Annotated in this window: 22 protein-coding genes and 1 pseudogene; 15 read left to right on the top strand and 8 right to left on the bottom strand. The window is 59.3% G+C overall.

The annotated features are described in order from the left end of the window. The 4 genes from A3M7_RS0120180 to A3M7_RS0120160 all read left to right on the top strand — a co-directional run. A partial coding sequence (locus tag A3M7_RS0120180; protein ID WP_027545523.1) for a DUF736 domain-containing protein occupies positions 1-232 on the top strand: 232 nt, incomplete at its 5' end. A 1,081-nt stretch (positions 233-1,313) separates the two neighbouring features. After that, entirely contained in the window at positions 1,314-2,789 is a 1,476-nt protein-coding gene (locus A3M7_RS0120170) for a coproporphyrinogen-III oxidase family protein (protein WP_027545522.1), read from the top strand. A 17-nt stretch (positions 2,790-2,806) separates the two neighbouring features. Further along, the gene (locus A3M7_RS44680; protein WP_084302320.1) at positions 2,807-3,997 is read left to right on the top strand and encodes a hypothetical protein; all 1,191 of its coding nucleotides are present in this window, start codon (positions 2,807-2,809) and stop codon (positions 3,995-3,997) included. 95 nt (positions 3,998-4,092) lie between these two features. Continuing rightward, the gene (locus A3M7_RS0120160) at positions 4,093-4,596 is read left to right on the top strand and encodes a GNAT family N-acetyltransferase (RefSeq protein WP_027545521.1); all 504 of its coding nucleotides are present in this window, start codon (positions 4,093-4,095) and stop codon (positions 4,594-4,596) included. Positions 4,597-4,769: 173 nt separating this feature from the next. Here the strand turns inward: A3M7_RS0120160 and A3M7_RS0120155 are convergent, their stop codons facing one another. From A3M7_RS0120155 to A3M7_RS46890, 3 genes are all read right to left on the bottom strand, one after another. After that, a complete protein-coding gene (locus tag A3M7_RS0120155) occupies positions 4,770-5,933 on the bottom strand; it encodes an acyl-CoA dehydrogenase family protein (RefSeq protein WP_027545520.1) in 1,164 nt (387 codons plus the stop codon). Positions 5,934-6,245: 312 nt separating this feature from the next. Continuing rightward, positions 6,246-7,019 carry a class II aldolase/adducin family protein gene (locus A3M7_RS0120150; RefSeq protein WP_027545519.1) on the bottom strand — a complete coding sequence of 258 codons (774 nt, stop codon included), beginning with the start codon at positions 7,017-7,019 and terminating at the stop codon, positions 6,246-6,248. 492 nt (positions 7,020-7,511) lie between these two features. Beyond that, positions 7,512-7,802, bottom strand: coding sequence for a helix-turn-helix domain-containing protein (locus A3M7_RS46890; RefSeq protein ID WP_084302319.1), 291 nt, complete (start codon positions 7,800-7,802; stop codon positions 7,512-7,514). A 110-nt stretch (positions 7,803-7,912) separates the two neighbouring features. Between A3M7_RS46890 and A3M7_RS46885 the strand changes: the two genes are divergently transcribed. Continuing rightward, entirely contained in the window at positions 7,913-8,185 is a 273-nt protein-coding gene (locus A3M7_RS46885) for a DUF2285 domain-containing protein (protein WP_084302318.1), read from the top strand. 492 nt (positions 8,186-8,677) lie between these two features. Here A3M7_RS46885 and A3M7_RS0120140 read toward each other — a convergent pair whose 3' ends face one another. Continuing rightward, a complete protein-coding gene (locus tag A3M7_RS0120140; protein ID WP_027545517.1) occupies positions 8,678-9,925 on the bottom strand; it encodes a type II toxin-antitoxin system HipA family toxin in 1,248 nt (415 codons plus the stop codon). Then, positions 9,918-10,253 (bottom strand): helix-turn-helix domain-containing protein, encoded by a 336-nt coding sequence (locus A3M7_RS0120135; protein ID WP_027545516.1) that lies wholly within the window; start codon positions 10,251-10,253, stop codon positions 9,918-9,920. The genes A3M7_RS0120140 and A3M7_RS0120135 overlap by 8 nt, the downstream gene beginning before the upstream one ends. A 107-nt stretch (positions 10,254-10,360) precedes the next feature. Between A3M7_RS0120135 and A3M7_RS46875 the strand changes: the two are divergent. Next, positions 10,361-10,796 (top strand): annotated as a pseudogene (locus tag A3M7_RS46875) (ParB/RepB/Spo0J family partition protein); the annotation flags it as partial. Beyond that, a complete protein-coding gene (locus tag A3M7_RS48720) occupies positions 10,792-10,950 on the top strand; it encodes a hypothetical protein (protein ID WP_198033785.1) in 159 nt (52 codons plus the stop codon). The pseudogene A3M7_RS46875 and the gene A3M7_RS48720, both read left to right, overlap by 5 nt. A 190-nt stretch (positions 10,951-11,140) precedes the next feature. On the opposite strand, the gene A3M7_RS0120120 is transcribed toward A3M7_RS48720, so the two are convergent. Beyond that, entirely contained in the window at positions 11,141-11,392 is a 252-nt protein-coding gene (locus A3M7_RS0120120) for a helix-turn-helix domain-containing protein (RefSeq protein WP_027545514.1), read from the bottom strand. Positions 11,393-11,554: 162 nt separating this feature from the next. On the opposite strand from A3M7_RS0120120, the gene A3M7_RS0120115 reads away from it, so the two are divergent. The 8 genes from A3M7_RS0120115 (at position 11,555) to A3M7_RS0120080 (ending at position 16,277) form a co-directional block, all read left to right on the top strand. Next, positions 11,555-11,827 carry a hypothetical protein gene (locus tag A3M7_RS0120115; protein WP_027545513.1) on the top strand — a complete coding sequence of 91 codons (273 nt, stop codon included), beginning with the start codon at positions 11,555-11,557 and terminating at the stop codon, positions 11,825-11,827. 165 nt (positions 11,828-11,992) lie between these two features. Beyond that, positions 11,993-12,187 (top strand): transcriptional regulator domain-containing protein, encoded by a 195-nt coding sequence (locus tag A3M7_RS44675; RefSeq protein WP_049823579.1) that lies wholly within the window; start codon positions 11,993-11,995, stop codon positions 12,185-12,187. A gap of 67 nt (positions 12,188-12,254) precedes the next feature. Beyond that, entirely contained in the window at positions 12,255-12,764 is a 510-nt protein-coding gene (locus A3M7_RS0120105) for a DUF2285 domain-containing protein (RefSeq protein ID WP_245284290.1), read from the top strand. Between the two features lie 134 nt (positions 12,765-12,898). Continuing rightward, on the top strand, positions 12,899-13,180 hold the full coding sequence (locus A3M7_RS0120100) for an AlpA family transcriptional regulator (RefSeq protein WP_027534820.1): 282 nt from the start codon (positions 12,899-12,901) through the stop codon (positions 13,178-13,180). Between the two features lie 22 nt (positions 13,181-13,202). Then, positions 13,203-14,087: a replication initiator protein A gene (locus A3M7_RS0120095; protein ID WP_027545511.1), complete on the top strand. Its 885-nt coding sequence runs from the start codon at positions 13,203-13,205 to the stop codon at positions 14,085-14,087. Between the two features lie 296 nt (positions 14,088-14,383). Further along, a complete protein-coding gene (locus A3M7_RS0120090) occupies positions 14,384-14,848 on the top strand; it encodes a DUF2840 domain-containing protein (RefSeq protein ID WP_027545510.1) in 465 nt (154 codons plus the stop codon). After that, positions 14,845-15,357 carry a S26 family signal peptidase gene (locus tag A3M7_RS0120085; protein ID WP_027545509.1) on the top strand — a complete coding sequence of 171 codons (513 nt, stop codon included), beginning with the start codon at positions 14,845-14,847 and terminating at the stop codon, positions 15,355-15,357. Before A3M7_RS0120090 ends, A3M7_RS0120085 begins: the two co-directional genes overlap by 4 nt. A 230-nt stretch (positions 15,358-15,587) precedes the next feature. Further along, the gene (locus A3M7_RS0120080; RefSeq protein ID WP_027545508.1) at positions 15,588-16,277 is read left to right on the top strand and encodes a lytic transglycosylase domain-containing protein; all 690 of its coding nucleotides are present in this window, start codon (positions 15,588-15,590) and stop codon (positions 16,275-16,277) included. Between the two features lie 117 nt (positions 16,278-16,394). On the opposite strand, the gene A3M7_RS46870 is transcribed toward A3M7_RS0120080, so the two are convergent. After that, positions 16,395-16,619, bottom strand: a complete 225-nt coding sequence (locus tag A3M7_RS46870; protein WP_027545507.1) for a hypothetical protein — start codon at positions 16,617-16,619, stop codon at positions 16,395-16,397. A 115-nt stretch (positions 16,620-16,734) separates the two neighbouring features. Further along, positions 16,735-18,270, bottom strand: coding sequence for an IS66 family transposase (locus A3M7_RS0120070; protein WP_027545506.1), 1,536 nt, complete (start codon positions 18,268-18,270; stop codon positions 16,735-16,737). Between the last annotated feature and the right edge of the window lie 3 nt (positions 18,271-18,273).

The raw sequence follows: 18,273 nt of genomic DNA, 5'->3' as shown, positions 1-18,273 counted from the left end.
CGTGCCCGAGGCCAACCGCACCAACGAGAACGCCCCGAGCCACCGCGTCTTCGTCGGCCGGGCCGAGATCGGGGCCGCCTGGTCGAAGCGCTCCGAGGAGGGCCGCGACTATCTCTCGCTCAAGCTCGANGACCCCTCGTTCAACGCACCGATCTACGCCAACCTGTTCAACGACGAGGACGGCGACGGCTTCAGCCTGATCTGGTCGCGGCCCCGTAAGAACGGCGACTGAGGTCGCCAAAAAGCCCCGCCCGGTCCGCCGGGCGGGGCGTTTCGCTCGCCCGGGCATCAAAGAATAGTCGCGAGGCCACTGCGCTTCGCGCCTCGCGTTGATCGACTTTCGCGGTCCTGTCCGTGAACGATCTGCGGATCGTCGACATCCTTTCATCCGGCGAGGAAGCACCGTGCCGGTTCGATTCCTCCGACGCCTCTCGTCGCGGAAAAATGCGGCATGATTCGTTGAGCGCTCCAACGGTTCATCCGCTGATGGCAACTCGGTATCAACTGGGATGCATAACGCGAGAGCGCTTGCACTCTGCCGCGCCCGACCGGTTTCTTGTGCAGCGATCAGTGCAATCACGATGGTCACGATGAGCATCTAATCGCATGCTGTCGGGGGTTAGAGAGGCTTCAAAGTCGCAACGATCGATGGATCGGCCAACTGGAACTGCGCCAAAAGCGCTGCAGCCCTAAGGTCCGGCATTACGAACATCATCCTTGAACGGATGTACGCGTTAGATTCAGAAATAGCCGCCGTTACTCAAAACTCGGGTTGTCGTGTTCGGTCGTGTCCGCTCGAAGACGTTTTATGTCCCTAATCGGACGCGCGAGGCGCAAGTCTTCCGTCTTCGCCGCTCGCAGCATATGTTTTTGGGTTCTCTCCAAGCAAGGCGCGCTCGCTTTTTGTGGCATGCCGATTGCTGGTCCACGGTGATGGAGTTTGTTGGGCCGTGTTGCGCAGCTCAAGCATGCAGCGGCGCGCCCATGTCGGCCCCGATTCGGAGGAAACCAGATGAAGCTCGGTGTCCGTTTCGAACTTCGATTGCTCCCAGGGGTGAGGGGGACAGGACAGAAGTTGTGCGCGAGCCCGCTGGACCGGACCGAGTTCGCCCAGCGATTCCGCTTTCGTCACATCCGGGGGCTCGCGCATCATTTTTCGAGAAATCCTTCAGCGCCGTGTGTGAAGCATTGGGTGCCGCTTCGCGACAGACGAACAATGTTCGCCTCGGCTGAGAGGTCTGATTATCGTCGTCGAACGAACTCAGCCGCCATCGTGTCCTGCCCCGCACGCAAACGCTGAAGGAGTCCAAAAGATGCGCGCGCCAAGCTATTCCGAAGCCCTGGAGCTCGCGATCGATCGGTCGTACGACATCAACATTGACATGTTGAGGTCGCGAAATTTGCACCTTGACACGTTTAACGATTATCTCGTCGGTACATATCCGCCTCTTAAGGCAATGGGGGACTTCAATCCCGAAAAGTTGTTGGATCGGATTGCCTCGTCAATTGATCTGTATTTTCACATCCCCTTCTGCCATCAAAATTGTACCTTTTGCCACTTCGGCAAGCAGATTAATCCACCTCGCGGGCGAATCGAACGTTACTTGGCAGCTCTAGAAAAGGAGATGAGTTGGTCGGAGGCGGCGCTTGCCGGCAGAACCATTGAGACAGCCTTCATTGGAGGCGGCACTCCTTCATTTTTGACGAACGATCAACTCAAAACGCTGTTTGGTATGATTAAGCAGCGCTTTGATTTGTCCAAGTCCGAAGTGAGTTTCGAATTACATCCCTCTCTCGCCAAGCAAGTGGACGCTGCAGATCGCGTGTCGACCTTACTGAGAGGCGGCGTAAATCGCTTCGTTCTCGGTGTTCAAACTCTCGATCGAAGTATTTTGCGCATCCTCAACCGCGGGCACGGTGTAGACGAGGTGATGCAGACAGTGAAATTGCTGAACGACATGGGCGTTGGGAATCTATCCCTTGACCTCATGTATGGGTTGCCGCAGCAAACGCTTCGGAGCTGGTACGACTCCCTCATCGGCCTCATCGTTATGGGAATAGAGAAGTTCAATGTATTCCCATTGATGTTCAAATCGACGGACCTCGTAGCCCGCCATTTGGCTAGCGGACGATATCAATTCGCCGGGGCTAAGGAGCGCATCATAATGCATTTCATGGCGGAGCACATCCTTACCAGCCTCGGCTATCGCCATGGGCCGATTTTCTATTGGACTAAAAGGTCGCAGCCGCACTCCGTTCAGCAGACCCGCAAATACGATTCCTGGAACGACAATAACCTGGTCCCGTTTGGGGTTAGCGGATTTGGTTACATGAGTGAGTGCCAGTTCTATAACGAGGTAGATTTGGATCGCTACTTGGACAAGGTTGAGGCGGACGAGAAACCGGTGTGGAAGGGTGTCGTCTTGTCGCGAGACGATCTCATGCGCAGAACGGTCATATTCGCTTTGCGAAGCAGCGGCGTGTTGCTCTCCCGTTTCGAGCAGGAATTTGGGGTATCCCTCGAGGGATACTTTGCTCGCGAGCTTAAAATCCTGAATGAGGCAGGACTCATCTGCATTTCAAATGATGGCCTGCTTTCGTTAACAGCTTCCGGCATTGTCAATTCGGGCGCAGTGTCATTGCGATTTTTCTCGGATAGTGTGCTTGAGCAGGTCGCGTACAATGACAGCAGGATAAAAGACAAACGAACTGATCCTCTCGAAAAGCACGATTACTCGCCGGCCGCAAGATACGGGTCAAGCGCCGAGATGAAAGCTGTTTTTCAATGAGGTAGGTACCCTCGGCTATGATCGATACTGGTTCGTTTGCTGCCCCAGAACCGCCGCTCCTGGCTTCGCGGGACATATTTTCTCATCTGACCGACACCATCGACCGCAAACAGCGAAAACGCCCGCTTGGATTGTTCAGTGATTTTGTCGTCGATCAACTGCCCCACCGTATTGCGGACATCAAATGCAGTGAACGACCGAGCGAAGCGGTTAAGGACCTTCGTGGTACCATAAACGCAATTACTGCGGAGATGGACTATGATGCGCTACTGCTGAGTTTACCGCAGTCCGATTTCGAGGTCGCCAAGACCGACGTCCAGTATCTCGTCAATTCTGCTTATCAGGTGTCCGCGTTTGCCGGGCTCCATCCTTGGGACGCCGAACAGACCGTGGGAGTGGCATTGAGTCGTCTGGCGCGCTTGACTCTTGAACGGCAGCCTAGCATCGGGGTCCTCTCCTATGAAGATATGATCCTTACGAATCCGGTGCAAAGCGACCCTCGCGTATATTGCCTTGGCGCGGCTGGGGTCGAGGAGCGCGACTTTTGCTTAGGCCATCAACTGATCGAGACCGAATTGCAGTCAGCAATTGAGGCGCTAGTTGAGTTGCGTGATGTCGCCGACGCGGATGCAGGTCAATGTCTTTCGCGATGTCTAGAGCGCCTTGAGTCGGCAAATTGTGTACTGACGCGCTTTTACGAACATATGTCGCCGGACCTATTTGGCCAGTTTCGCGTGTTCTACGAAAAAAATCCTTACAAAAATACACTTGGCCCAAGCGGCCGTTTCTCAGCCCGCGTTGTGGCAGTCTCGGTGCTGTTGATCGGCGAAGAGCTGTTCCGCCAAAGACCCCAATTTTATAGGGACGTATATCGGCTGTCCGAATACTATCCACAGGGATGCATTCGCGAGGTATTCCGTTGGCTGTCGCCAGACAAGGAGAGCGCCTGGGTCAAGCCAGGTTGGCTAGAAGGGAAAATGAACTTTCCCAGGTCTGCAACCATTTCGCCCGTGACGGAGCATCCTCATGGTGAAATCGCGAGGTTGCGCGCGTCTTGCGTTTGTGCGTTGGATCGGTTTACGCGGATGCACCGTGGTGCGGCTTTAAAATACACGGTTGGGCCAGGCCGATCAATTGTCGGCGTTGAGGTGTCGGAAACTGTCGAGGCTGTACTGTCTCAGCGGTTGTTGACTCCAGCGCGTCCGTAAGCCGGGCGTGGTATTGTCCTCGGCAGACGCCAAGGGTGGCAGAGAGGGGTGGCAGAGTCATGGCGTTCCAATGCAACTTGGAAGGTGATTGGTCAATGTCTCAGGACGAAGTGGTCTTTCGTCGCTTTGAGTCAGCCGATACCGATGACGTGTGGCATCTGCATAGAACAGCATCGGAGGATGTTGGTGTGTGTGGCCCGGAAGGTAAATGGGAGGATGATTTACGGAACATCGGGGAGGCCTACATTGCGTCAGGCGGTGACTTCATACTGGCGCATATTGGTTCCCGTCTCGTCGCAATGGCTGGGCTGAGACCTATTGATGATGACGTCGCAGAGTTAAAGCGTATGCGGGTCGATCCCGCCCTCCAAGGACGGGGACTTGGAAGAAGGATTCTTGGTGCTTTGGAAGCGCGAGCCGTTGTGCTGGAATTCAGGTCGATCGTGCTCGACACCACAACGATCCAAGTAGGGGCTCAAAGACTTTATGAGAGCTCTGGCTATGTTCGACGCAAGGAAGGGATGCGACACGGATATCCGGTGATCTTTTACGAGAAGCGGCTCACGGGCCAGGATGATCCCTTCTGGCCGACCAAATAGGGTTGGCGGCTGCGTAATCCTGTCGCGCTGCAGATGGCTCTATAACGCAGATCCGCCAATCAAGGCCATCAAGTGAGTGGATGGACAACTGGAGTAGCTTGGGCTGCCGTGGCCATCTCGCAACGTTCCTGTTGCGGGACGGCGTGCGGAAAGGATCGTGAATTAGAGCCACTTCATGGAAAACCCGGTTGCGCGGGGAGCCCGAGGAGGAGCTGGCCGGCGCTCTGCAGCGTTCCCTCGCTGAGAAAGGCGTGCTGGGCTACCACAAAACTGTCGCACATCGCCCGCGCCAGATTGTGCGTTGCGTAAACTGATCTGGTTCCGGCAAGACCGCAGGCGATCTTAGCGATTTCGGCGCTGCATCGTGCGGCATTCGTCGCAGCGAGCCGCATCAGCATCACCGTGGTCGGATTTGCCGGGCCATTGAGCGCTTCGTTCCACAGCTCCTCGGTGGCCTCATAGAAGAAGGAACGGGCGGAGCGCAGCATGGCCTCGGCTCTGGCTATCTCCAACTGGATGTAGCCGCGCTCGGCCATAGCGGGTGCTCCAGTGATCGAGGGGCCGCTCCGGGCCATGGCGATGACATCGTCCAGCGCGGAGCGCGCAATACCGATGCCGACGATCGCAAGCACCTGCGCGGCGAACGCCACGGACGGATAGCGGTAGATCGCTGTATCGAGCGACGACCGGCCGCCGCGGATCAGGGTCCATTCCTCCGGCACTGCGACATCCCTGACCACGAGCTCGTGGCTGCCGGTGCCTTGCAGTCCGATCACGTCCCAATTGGAGCGGATTGTCACTTTGTCGGCCGGCATCACGGCAACACGCGGAAGGCCCTCGCTTGAGACGCCTTCCACCGTGATGCCGACGCCGATCAGGTCCGCGCCGGGCGAGCCGCTGCCGAACTGCCACACCCCGTTGACGATAAAGCCGTCGGTGCTGCGCCGGGCCGGCTGCAGCGGGAAAAGCCCGCCTGCGTACACCACATCGGGTCCATTCGCATAGATCTTGCGAAGCGTCTCAATGGGAAGCGCGGCGAGATAGCAAGCGGCACTGCCGAAGCTTGCCACCCAACCTGCGGAGCCGTCCGCCTCGGAAATGCGCTCGATCACGCGGCAAAACTGCGCCGGCGTTCGCTCCTCGCCGCCGAAACACTTGGCGACCATTGCTCGATAGACGCCAAGCCGCTTAAAGCCGTGGATGATGTCGTCCGGGATCTTCTGCGCGATGACGAACTCAGACCGACGCGCCCGGATCTCGGCGAGCAGGCTCGACAGAGTTATCCCGCCTGACTTGCTTGTCGTCGCACGCTTATCCGGCTCTTCCTGGCCGCTCATAACGGCACTCCGCCTGCTAGCCCCTTTTTGAGAAAACGTTTCGCGTTATTGCCGAGCATAAAATTCCTGTGCCAAGCCGATAACGAGCCGGTTTGTGCGCGTCACGCCTTCGCGCATCCTCAGCGCAGTCTAGGTGCCGCCTCATGAAGACAATTAGGGAGTTAGACTCCTGGTTTCCTCGGAACCGACGGAATGACATGCCGCGCTCGGTTTGACAGTGGGCAACATTAACCAGTCAACGATCCAACCTAAATCGAATTCCGTCAGATCCCCACCTAGGCCAATGCATGCATTTCGCTTCCTTGATGAGTGCTAGTTCATGTAGTTAGCATCCGTCCGCTCCAGCATCCGCCTGAAGGCGGCCCATTCGATATCAGATGTCCCCTGCACTTCGATGCTGTCGTAAAGATTGGCGTATTGCTGGGCGGTGTAACGGGCGACTCCTTCGGAGACAGGCGCAATTGCGGCGCCCGTAGCCTGGATCGCCAGCTGCGCACGGCAGGACCGCTCGAGATTGTGCATCAATTTGAAGGCTTCGGCGACCGAGCGTCCGCAGGTGACCAAGCCGTGATTGCGCAACACCATCACGAACTTGTCGCCGAGATCGGCGACCAGACGAGCGCGCTCATCGAGATCGAGCGCGACTCCTTCGTAATCATGATAGGCGACACGTTCGGTGAACTGCAATGACCATTGATTGAGAGGCAACAGCCCCTCTTTCAGCGATGAGACCGCAACGCCCGCAATCGTGTGGGTGTGCAGCACGCAAATCGCATCTTTGCGCGCTGAGTGGATCGCGCTGTGAATGGTGAAGCCGGCCGGATTGATGCCGAGCCGGAGGGGATCGTCGACAATGTTGCCGTCCATATCGACCGTGACAAGGTTGGAGGCGGTCACCTCTTCGAAGCGCAGGCCGAATGGATTGATCAAAAACCGATCATGAGCGTCGGGAAGGCTGACCGAGATGTGGGTGTAGATGCCGTCATCGAGACCGAGCCGGTGTACCAGCCGATAGGCTGCGGCTAGGTCGATCCGCCTCTCCCGCACTACGTCTCTGACGGCGGACAACGGCGCATCTCTTGTCATGGCTTCTCAAAACTTTCCGTTTTTACGGTAGCCGCCGGGCCACTGCGGACCAAGTCAATGCATTCCTCGGCCGGTGAGTGTTGGATCGCCCCGATCGTACGAATACCTGGCCGTGTTACAGCAATCGACGTGCCAGCAAAGATGTTGTGCGAGCCTTGCTTGAACTGAGCAAAGATCATGTGATCCGTGCCGCGTCGACAGAAGGTTCGTGGCTCGGTGTCTGGTTCTGGACATAAACATCGCCAACCGGACACGGCGAGCTGAGCACGACAGCGCGGAGGTTGAATGATAACGTCACCTCTCAGCCCGAACTCGAACGTTCGTTCGAGGATGTCTTCAATTGCGATCCGGACTTCAGACATGGTCGCTGCACTGCGCAACTGAAGAAATGGAGCAGAACCTAGCCTTCCGGATCAGATCGTCGTTCTCGTGTTGAGCGAGGGACAGCGTCTCTGTTTGTCCCGGGGCGAGTGGATATCTGATGTCCTGGACCTAAGCGCTCTCCCGTTTCTTGCGCTTCGTTCGGATCGGCTTTCGACCCTTAGGCAGCGTCTTAGGGGGCGCGGTTCCTTTGGGTGGCTGAACAAAGAACTCTGATAGTTCAACATCTAGCGTTTCGGCCAGTCGATCGAGCAGATCAATCGTCGGGTTCTCCGATTGCCGCTCAAGACCGCCCATGTATGAGCGATCGATCCCGGCATCGTATGCCAATTGCTCCTGCGGAATGCCGCGATCAACGCGTATCCGGCGGACATTCCAGGCAACAAGCGCACGAGCTTTCATGCGCAAAAGCAGCCATTCGGTAGGCCATCAAACCACTGGCTATAACCGACCTATTGCGTTAGGTTGCTCGACGAGACAGGCATAGGCTCCAACGGCTGCTGTATACCCATATGAAAGGACCGCCAGTAGATCCCGATGTCGCCGATGTGGCGCCGAACGAGACGACGCTGACAGCCTATGACAAACAGCATGTCGTCACGTACATTCGCCTTCTGCAGGCGGAGGGTGAGGGGGCGGACTGGCGGGAAGTAGCTCGAATCGTCTTGCATATCGATCCGGAGCGGGAGCCGGACCGTGCGCGCAACGCATACCAGAGTCATCGTGCGCGCGCCAAATGGGTGACCGAGCAGGGGCGCCTCTTACGTGGCGTGGGCTCAAAATAGAAAGTTGCCGACTAGAATTTGCGGCTAAACTATTTTCCGTGGTCATTTTCGCGCACCACGTGGTGCCAAACGAGGGACTTCCTGCAATTCAATCGTTCAGAGTTATTGCTCCGCAATCCTTGTTGGTCGTATGCAATGGAAGCGGAAGTAATGCCTGAATTCGACTGGCGGTCGCGAGATTTGTTTAGAAGCCTACCGAGCTGCGCAAAGATCGAAAGATTGAAGTGTCGCACGAGACGGCGAGCGTCCAAACAGACCTGAGGTCGCGACTTTGATGTCGCGCGCCTGCCCACGCGGCCCCCTGAAGATGAAAGGCGTTCCCGCGCCGGTCGGCGCCAGCAGCGCGCTGAGAATTGAGCACGCGGGCGGCGCCGGGTATCTGCAGCACCTCCCGAATGCCGCCATCCTCGATATCGGGGACTTCAAGCTCGACAGTCGGGCCGGCGATGGGGCGCGCCGCTGCAGGATCGAAGCTATGAAGGAATGTCCGTGTCAAAGCGCCCGCGCTCGTTTGAGATCGTCGTGTTCGAAAGCGCTGGCCATGCGATTGATCTCGGCCGCGCGGGCGCCGGCTGCTTTGGCCGTGTCGCGCCAGGTCGCGGTCGCGGTCGCGACTTCCTTAATGATCGCGCGGGCCTGCGTCAGCGTAAGCCCAAAATACTGCGATGCGGCCTCAAGCAGGTCGAGCGAGCAGGTGCCTTCGTCGAGATCGATGTTCGTCGTCAGCACCCGCGCCTTCACTTCAGTAGGCACGGGATTGAGATCGTAAGCCGGAGAGAGCGACCATCCCGCCTTTCCCAACCACAGGAAACCGTGGTTGCGCAGATGATCATCGAGATTGGAGATCAGCACATTGAAGACGACACGCCTGTAGACGGCATGGGCGTCCGTCTTTCCTTGCGCACCATGTTGCGCGAGAGCGTCGACAATCTCAGGGTAGCTGCCGCGCTCGCCGTCTTTGGCGCCCATCATCGCCATGGCGGACAGGAACGGGACGCGGACGGCGTCATTGCGATCGAAGCGGCGCGACATCATGACGGCCTTGCCGGCTACTTCGATCAGTTCGTGTTGCGGGGTGGCGATCCCGGCCTTGCTGGCGAGCCGCAGCGCAATCTCCTCCCAGGTCTCCATGCTGTAGTCGTCGGTCTCCTTTGGAAACTTGGCGATCGCGAGATTGCCGTGTTGGTCGATGACCGAGGCCTTCGGCCGCCCACCACCGAGGGAGGAGCCGGGCGCAAAGATGAGCTTGAGATCTTCCTCCGTTTCCTCATCGCGCAGAATGCGCTCGGTGATCTGGAGCAGCCGCCCGAGTTCGATGTGGGCCGGTACTCCGGCGCGGGTCGGCGCCTGGAAAGTTTCGTCGCCGACCCAGCGGAAACGAAGTGCGCCAAGTCGCGCTTCGTCGGCAACGCCGAGCAAATAGTCGCTTTCTGCAAGCGTGCGAACGGCGCGGCCTTCACGGTCGGCGAGGCGGCGTTCGGCGCGCTGCATGAGGCGGCGACCCCAGGTGTCAGGCGCGGAGTCGCCAATCGAGCCGAAAGTCGCCAGTCCGGCAGGAGGAGCAAAGGCGCCGCGCGTCAGGGCGAGGGCGGGTTCCAGGGAGAACCGGTCCGAGTCATCAAGCCATGCGCCATCGTACTCGAAGAGGATGGTCTCCGAGCCTCGAGCACGGTTGCTCCTCGCCAGTCCAATGCGGCGCGCGCGGCCGCCGAGATCGATATGCACCTCGAAGTCAGCCATCACGTGAGGCTCCGGTCTTGCGTTTGAGGTGGATGTGTTTGGGCAGCTCGGCGCTGGCGAGCGCTTGGCCGACGCTGTCGTTGCTGATGTCGGCGAGCTTGATCAGGCCGTCGAGCAGGCCGAGCGCCTGGAGAACGCCGGCATAGATGCCGATGCTGACGTTGGTGTCGCCGGCTTCGACTCTCTGCAGCGTCGAGCGGGACGTGAAGGCGCGCTCGGCGACGACGGCCATCGGCAGCCGCCGACGCCGCCGGGCGTCATGGATGTCCGCGCCGAGCTTGCGCAGCGCCCGCCGAACGGCGGCAGGGGGATTGTGGGGGGTAGGCATTTGTGTCCTTCATACGACATATTTCGCGAATATGTAGCACGAACATTACAAATTTCCTAGTCCAGCGGGATCGGTACTGCAGTGTGGGGACGGCTAAGCGTTCGTCGGAGTCCCCGAAGAATGCGCGCAAAACCCCGCACAGTGAGGCGGCGATCGAAGCTTATGTAGCGAGTCGCCGCCAAGAGTATCTCGCAGAATCTGGTGGTCGAACCGGGGTTGGACAGAGAAGGGCGGCCACGGGGTTTGCAGACGGCTTGCCTGGCTTCTGAGAGTGAAGCGCAAGGAGATCAAGAAGACCGAGCCGATCCGCTGCATCGACACTGCGAACGATCCGCACGAAATCAGTCTAGACGAGAACGTCACGCGGGAAATTGTGCATCCCGCCGATCTGTTCGAGGCCTTCAAGAAGCTAGCGGAAAAGCGCGGTTTTGGTGCGGAAGAAATCGCCGCCCGCTTCGGCATGCGTCGCATGTTGTCCTGCGGCTCGGCGCGGTCTCTCCGAAACTGATGCAGGTCTATCGCGATGGCGATCTGACCCTTGAACATCATCGAAGCCGTTTTGGGCGAAAAACATCGCAAGCCGGAAAGCATCTTTGATTTCGTGCAGGCCATTACCCATTTGCCCGCGGCAGGTCTCATCAGATACGCGCTCGAACTGGAGGGCAAAGCAAAGCGCTTGATGGAACGGGCCATTTGATGACATGAGCCGAGCAGTCGGGAACGTTCGCGCGGCCTCGCTTCCAAGGCCCAATGCATCGCCGCCAATCCGGTAAGCCGGATCGGCGGCGGCGACACGTATCCACGTCGGGCGCGCTCGTCGGGCCTCCAGCCCGGCTGTCGCGAGAGTCATGGGTTACGATGACTTAAAATGATTCTTGCCGACCCGATCATTTCCGTTTAGCCGGCTTTGATCGGTCGCTTCGCGCGTCTTCGTCAGGAACTACCAATTCAACGTGACTGACACCTAACGTGCTGGCGAGCTCAAAAAGGGTTACGACAGTTGGGTTACGGCGGCCGCGCTCCAGGTCACTGATATATTGCTGAGTGAAGCCGGACATTTCGGCGAATTTCTCCTGCGTGAAGCGCTTCTGCTTCCGCAGTCTTGCGAAATTCCGGCCGACCAGCTTGCGCATGTCCATCGGCGCAAGTTGCGTCTTTACATACTATGAGGTTTATCTCCTATAGTATGTATTTCGAGCGGCTCGCTGGTCGGCTAGGTCCCAATGGGGCTAAAATGAGACGTCGGGACAATCTCGGCCTTCTAGGGAGATTAGAATCATTCGCTGTTTGTTGGGGTGGTCATGACAAAACCGCAGCTAGATCCTGACGTCGCGGATGTCGCGCCGAACGAGGCAACGCTGACCGCCTATGACGAACAGCATGTTGTCACGTACATTCGCCTTTTGCAGGCGGAAGGTCAGGGAGCGGACTGGCGGGAGGTTGCTCGAATCGTCTTGCACATCGACCCGGAGCGAGAGCCGGACCGTGCGCGGGCTGCATATCAGAGTCATCTTGCGCGCGCAAAATGGGTGACCGAGCAGGGGCGCCTCTTACGCGGCGCCGGCTCAAAATAGACGAAACTCGCTGACGGAAGACTTGCAGCCAAAACAATTTTCTCCCGCTAACCGGTGGTCATTCTCAAGCACCACGTGGTGCCAAACTAGAGGCTTCCTACAACCGCTTCGTTCATAACTATTGCGCCGCAATCTTTGTTGGCTGCGTGCAATGGGACGGAAGCAATGTCTGAATTCGACTGGCGTTCGCCAGATTCATTTAAGAGCCTGGAGAACGCTGAGATCACTCACATCGCCTGGGAAGGCCTTCGTATGAACGTGGACTATCAACGCGACTACGAAGCGATGATTGCGGATAGCCCAGATGGCGAAGTGACCGAGGAATTCAGGAGGAGGTGGGGTATCTGCTTTCGCCCATGACCCGCAAAAGTCCTCCAAAGAACAGGTCATCTTTTGGACACCTGAGGTTCTAGCGTCCGTTGTCCCCGTGACAACCGCGCCGCCTCTTTCTCACAAATCAGCATCGCAGCCGCTGCTCGATTTTACTGCCGGCCAGGTGTGCCGCGCCGCCGACGGTTGGCATGCGGTGCTGCGCATCGGCTCGGTTGAGCATCGCATCTGGTCAAAACAGCCGCTGACCGCAGGCACTTACTATGCGGCTGAGTTGCCGCTTGACCGCGATTTCGAAGCGCGCGCGCACGCTGCCACGCGGCTATGGCGCGCGATGAATGGACGCGCGCCAGGACCTGCCTTCCATCGCTTGTCAAAACAGCGGCGCGAACGAATATGCGCAGCCCTTCGCGCAGTCGCCGCGTATTTCGCCGGCGCGACCTATCGCAGCATCGCAGAGGCTCTGTTCGGCGAAAAGCGCATGCCGGATCGCGTCTGGAAAACGCACGATTTGCGCAGCCGAACAATCCGCCTCGTACAAAGCGGCCTTGCGCTCGTGCGCGGAGGCTATCGCAAACTTCTGCGGCCCGGGCGCGGGGACGAGTAGCGCAGACCTCCAGGGGGTGCCGAAAATCCGCCCCCCGATATTCGGCATCCTCCTCCGAGAACTTGCTTCTCCATGATGACCGCATACACGCCGATGCCACCATCCGCGGCGCGCTGTCCTCTTGGAGTTCTCAAATGCCCGATCCGATGGCCGGCCTACCCCCGCGCTTCCTGCGCACATCGGAGGCCGCGCGTTATCTTGGCCTTTCCGGTCGCACACTGGAGAAGCACCGCACGTACGGTACCGGGCCGACGTATCGGAAGATTGGCGGGCGTGTCGTCTACGCCGTAGATGACCTGAAAGCATGGGCTGATCTCGGCGCCAAAACCTCGACCTCCGATCCCGGCAAAGGGACTGTGCTGCCCGCAAAGAAGCACCCGACGCTGCGCCCCTATGCGGGCCAGGAACGTCGCTGATCCCTGTTTGAGAGCGATGGTCATGCGACGCAAACACCATTCCGAGCGCAACCAGCTTGAACTCTTCCGCGCACTGCCCGGCGATCTCGCGCCCCGCGACGCGCAGGATCTGATGGCTTATCCATTCTTCTCGCTCGCGAAAACAAAGCGTATTGTGCCGATCGATTTTCGTACCGGTGCGATCGCAATTCGGGTCGAAGCGGTGCCGGAACACGGCATGGCGACCATTTGGGATGCGGACGTTTTGATCTGGGCCGCTTCCCAGATCGTCGAAGCCCGTGACGCCGGCTTGAAGACGTCGCGCCTGATGGCTGCAACGCCTTACGAGATTCTGACGTTCGCCGGCCGTGGCACCAGCTCGCGCGACTACGACCGCCTGAAGGCGGGGCTCGACAGGTTGCAATCGACAACCGTGTTGACGTCAATTCGCCAGATTGCGGAACGACGGCGGCATCGTTTCTCCTGGATCAACGAATGGAAGGAGACGGCTGACGCAAACGGACGCCCGTTCGGGCTCGAACTGATCTTGCCCGATTGGTTCTATTCCGGCGTGATCGACGACGCGCTCGTGCTCACGATTGATCGCGCGTATTTCGATTTGACGGGCGGACTTGAGCGCTGGCTTTACCGGCTCGTGCGCAAGCATGGCGGCCGGCAGCAAGGCGGCTGGAGTTTCGATCTTGTGCATCTCCATGCCAAGTCCGGCAGTCTCTCGCCTCTCAAGCATTTTGCATATGACGTGCGTCAGATTGTCCAGCGCCAAACATTGCCTGGCTACCAACTCGTGCTCACGCGCGATCGTGACGGCGCCGAGCGGTTGAAGTTCGCGCCCGCGCTCATCAATCCATTCACCGAGAGACTTCGCAAGCGCGATCTCCTTCCGAAATCGGGAGGCAACAACCTGTGAATCAGCTCGTGCTATCGGGGACCGCAACCCTCGTGCCATCAGGGACCCGACCCTCGTGCTATCGGGGACCGGAATCGGATCGAAGTCCTTGGTCCTTTAGCGCTTTCCAGCCGCCGTAACTCTTCTAACCAGAAATCCTTCGGATTTCTTCTAACTGACCGGGCCTTCGGGCCTGATGAGGATAACCCACCGTCCGCCTGTTCTGCCTCCCCACAGTGAGAGCGAAGGGCGAGGACGCGCTGTCGCAATTCCGCTCCCGCCAGGCAACCAGGACCTTTCTGTACTCGGAGTGCACCATGAACAATTTCACCGAAGTTGAACTCCTTTGGCTCGAGAAGCGCATTGAGAACCGCATCCGGTTTGGCCACTCCGTCGAGGAGAGAATCCTCGATCGCCGCCGACGCGTGCTGTCCTTTGCGCCCGGCAGCATCTTCGCGTTCGTACGCTGGACATCAAACGACTTCGGAACGGCGATCTCACGGATCGATATTTTGCGCGCGGTGGCACCGGGACAACGATGCTCGACGGTGCCCTATGTGAAGCCCGGCGGGGACATTCTGCTGCGCCTATCCGGCTGGCCCAAGGTCGAACGGGTGCTTCAGTTGATCGGCGCTGTCGAGGCGCTCGACATCGATCCCGCGGACGCTGCGCCCGATTACTGGCATCACGTTCATAACCGCATGTCGGTCAATGAAAACCCCCGCCCCTACACGAAAGCGAGACACCAGGCGTGGCTTCAACGGCAGAGGACCATGCGATGACAGGTTCCTGGAAGACCTTGGTCACGATGTTTGGCGGCGCTGCTGCTCTTCTCGGACCGATGAGTCTCGACCTGACGCCACTCTACGTCTGGAATGCATCTGACAGCGTGCCAATCGGCCTGTATCGTTTGCAACCTGCGGAAAAGCTGTTCGTGACGGAGCTGCTCGCCATTCAGCCGCCGGAGCCGCTTGCAACCTTCCTCGACGTGAGCGGCTATCTGCCGCCCGGGATACCGATGCTCAAACGGGTGCTGGCACTTCCGGGGCAGACCGTCTGTAGAACCGGGCTCGCAGTTACCGTCGACGCGATCAAAATGGGCGAGGCAAGAGATCGCGATGGCCGCGGCCGTCCCCTCCCGAAATGGCAGGGTTGCCGCGTCGTCGGCGAGGGCGAACTCTTTGTCATGAACTGGCAATCCGCCGACTCGCTGGACGGAAGATACTTCGGCTTTCTGCCGGCATCCGCCGTCCTTGGGCGTGCGCTCCCCGTGTGGACCTGGGAGGACTGAGCGTGCGCGTGTTGGGATTCCGATCTGCTATTCCGCTGGTCGACCGAATGCTCCACCGTTCCTCCGTCCCGGCCAACGATCGCGGAGCTGTCGCGCGCGGGGCCAGTCCGGACTCTGCCCCGGAATTTGTTCGCAGGCGGCCGATAAGCCGGCGCCACGAGACCTTACCCCGGAGGAGTACGAACACGAGGGCATGCTGGCGTTCAGCCGAAACAAGCCTTCGCTCGGTCGTGCCGTTGTTCCTCGCGCTGACGATCAGTGATGCTGCGGCTTTCGCCGAGACACGATCGGCAGAGCATACAGCGAGCTCTCAAACCAGCGAAGCGTTTGCGCCGATCATTAACGAGGCCTCGCGGCGCTTCGGCTTACCAGTGTACTGGATACGCGCCGTCTTGGAAGTCGAGAGCGCTGGAGACGTGTGGGCTAAATCTCCGAAAGGTGCCATGGGGCTGATGCAGATCATGCCGCAGACTTGGGCCGAGCTGCGCCTGCGATACCAGCTTGGCAACGATCCCTACGATCCCCACGACAACATCCTTGCTGGTGCGGGCTATCTCCGGGAACTGCAGGACCGATACGGTTCGGCGGGCTTCCTCGCAGCCTACAATGCGGGACCTGGTCGCTACGAAGAACATCTTGCTGGTCGAGCATTGCCTGCTGAAACCCGAGCTTATTTGCAGAAGCTTGCACCAACGATCGGCAGCGATATTTCCGTTCCTGGGACGGTCGCCAGGTTGCAGCCGTCGGGAGCGACGCTATTCGCTGTGCGGTCCGAAAGCCTCAAGAGCACCACGTCGGCGCAGCGCGACCTCATGCTGGATCACACTCCGATCGCGGGCGTTGCACACGACATTTCAGCCATCGTACCCCAAGCAACCGGGCTTTTTTCCGCGAGCTTCGTTGCGGGAGGTCGGCGATGAGCGAATGCATAAGCGCGCATGCATTTGGCACGACGTATGCGTCCGAGGGCTGCACATGACGTCGGGTCTTGACGAGCCTAACGGTCTTGGGTGGCAATGTGCCGACTCGGCGAGCTCCTATTCTGTACGGGGAGCAGCTTTGGGAGCTTTCGCCTTCGCGATCACTGCTTCGGCACGTTCTATCGCGGCCCTGAGTTCTTCGCTCTTCCATGTATCAACCGAATGGCCGTCGTCGAACGACTCATCGGTAGCTTCCCGCGCGCGTGAGACCAACTCACGAAGCGCGGCAAGGGCTTCGGAGAGCAGCTTGGCATCCGCTCCGTTTCGGGAAGACTGCGTCACCTCTTTATCTCCATCACATCGCAATTATGGACTGTCGGGAAGTATAGTTACAATAGACCACTGTCGCCATTGCGCCTGGTCTAATCTTGGACCTTTGGCGAGAGTCTGGCTCGGCTCAGGTGGTGGCAGCGGCGGGCTCTGCGGGGCGCCAGTTCCACGGCAGCAGTTCGTCAACACGGTTTACCGGATGCCCCTCAACCATCCGCTGCAGCACGTCGCGCAGATAAGCGTAAGGCTCGACGTTGTTGAGCTTGCAGGTCTCGATCAGCGAGCAGGCGACTGCCCAACGAGTCCCACCGCCGTCGCTGCCGGCGAAGAGGTGGTTCTTGCGGCCGAGGGCTACAGGCCTGATCGCGCGCTCAACGGGATTCGTGTCGAGTTCAATGCGGCCGTCATGCAGGAAGCGCGTCAGGCCGCTCCACCTCGAGAGTGCGTAACGGATCGCCTCGGCAAGCGTGCTGTTGCCGGGTACGCGAGTAAGCTGTGCTTCGAGCCAGGTATGCATAGCCTGAACGACCGGCTTGGAGGAGGAGCGCCGCTCAGCGAGCCGATGGGCAGACGACTGCCCACGGACGCGGGCTTCAATAGTATAGAGTTCGCCGATCCGGCGCAGCGCTTCCGTCGCTATGGGCGAACCGGTGGCCTCGGCAACCTCGTAGAACTTGCGTCTTGTGTGTGCCCAACAGGCAGCGAGCATGACGTCGCCGTTGCCGGTCAGATGCTCGAAGCCCGCATAGCCGTCGACATGCAGGACACCTTTGAAGCCCGCCAGATGCGACACCGGGCGCTCGGCCTTTCGGTCGGGTGCGAACAAATAGACCGCCGCCGGCGGTTCAGGCCCGCCCCAGGGCCGCTGTTCGCGAGCATAGACCCACAAGCGCCCTGTCTTAGTTCGTCCTCTTCCCGGATCGAGCACCGGGATCGGTGTGTCGTCGGCGAACAGATGGTCGGAGGCAAATACGTTCTTGCACAATCGGTCGTGCAGCGCTTCGAGCCACCAGCACGCGCCGCCAACCCATCCAGCCAGCGTCGAACGGCTGAGATCGACGCCGTGCCGGGCGAAGATTTGCGATTGCCGATAGAGCGGCGTGTGATCGCAGTATTTGCTAACCAGCACCTGGGCGAGCAGCGCTGGAGTCGCCAATCCGCCGGCGATCGGGCGCTCCGGCGCAGGCGACTGAACGACAATGCCACAGGTACGGCAGGTGTACTTCAGGCGGGTGATACGCACCACGCGAAGCTGCGCCGGCACCCAATCCAGCATCTCGCTGACACTCTCGCCGATGGCATGCAGGGCGCCGCCACAGCAGCTACAGGCCTCACCATCGACGTCAAGCAGAATGTCCTCGCGCGGCAGGTGATCGGGCAGCGGCTTGCGCCGCGACGGTGCCTCGGGCGTCTCCGTTACGGTAGTGGGCCGGCTTTCCTCAATGCGGCCGATATCGCTGTCGATATCTTCCAGTGTGAGCGCCAGTTGGTCGGGATCAAGGCGCTCCGAGCGACGCCCGAACTGCGCGCGCTGAAGCTGTTTGATGATGGCCTGAAGACGCTCGATCTCGCTGTCTCGATGCTCAATGGTCGCGGCGATGTCGCGCACCAAACGATGCAGAAGCGTCGTATCCGACGGCAGATTGTTGAGATCGAGCTGCATGTT

This window comes from Bradyrhizobium sp. WSM2254 (assembly GCF_000472645.1).
Classification (GTDB): domain Bacteria; phylum Pseudomonadota; class Alphaproteobacteria; order Rhizobiales; family Xanthobacteraceae; genus Bradyrhizobium; species Bradyrhizobium niftali.
Note: the sequence above shows the minus strand (reverse complement) of the source record. Positions and strands in the feature narration are given on the sequence as shown.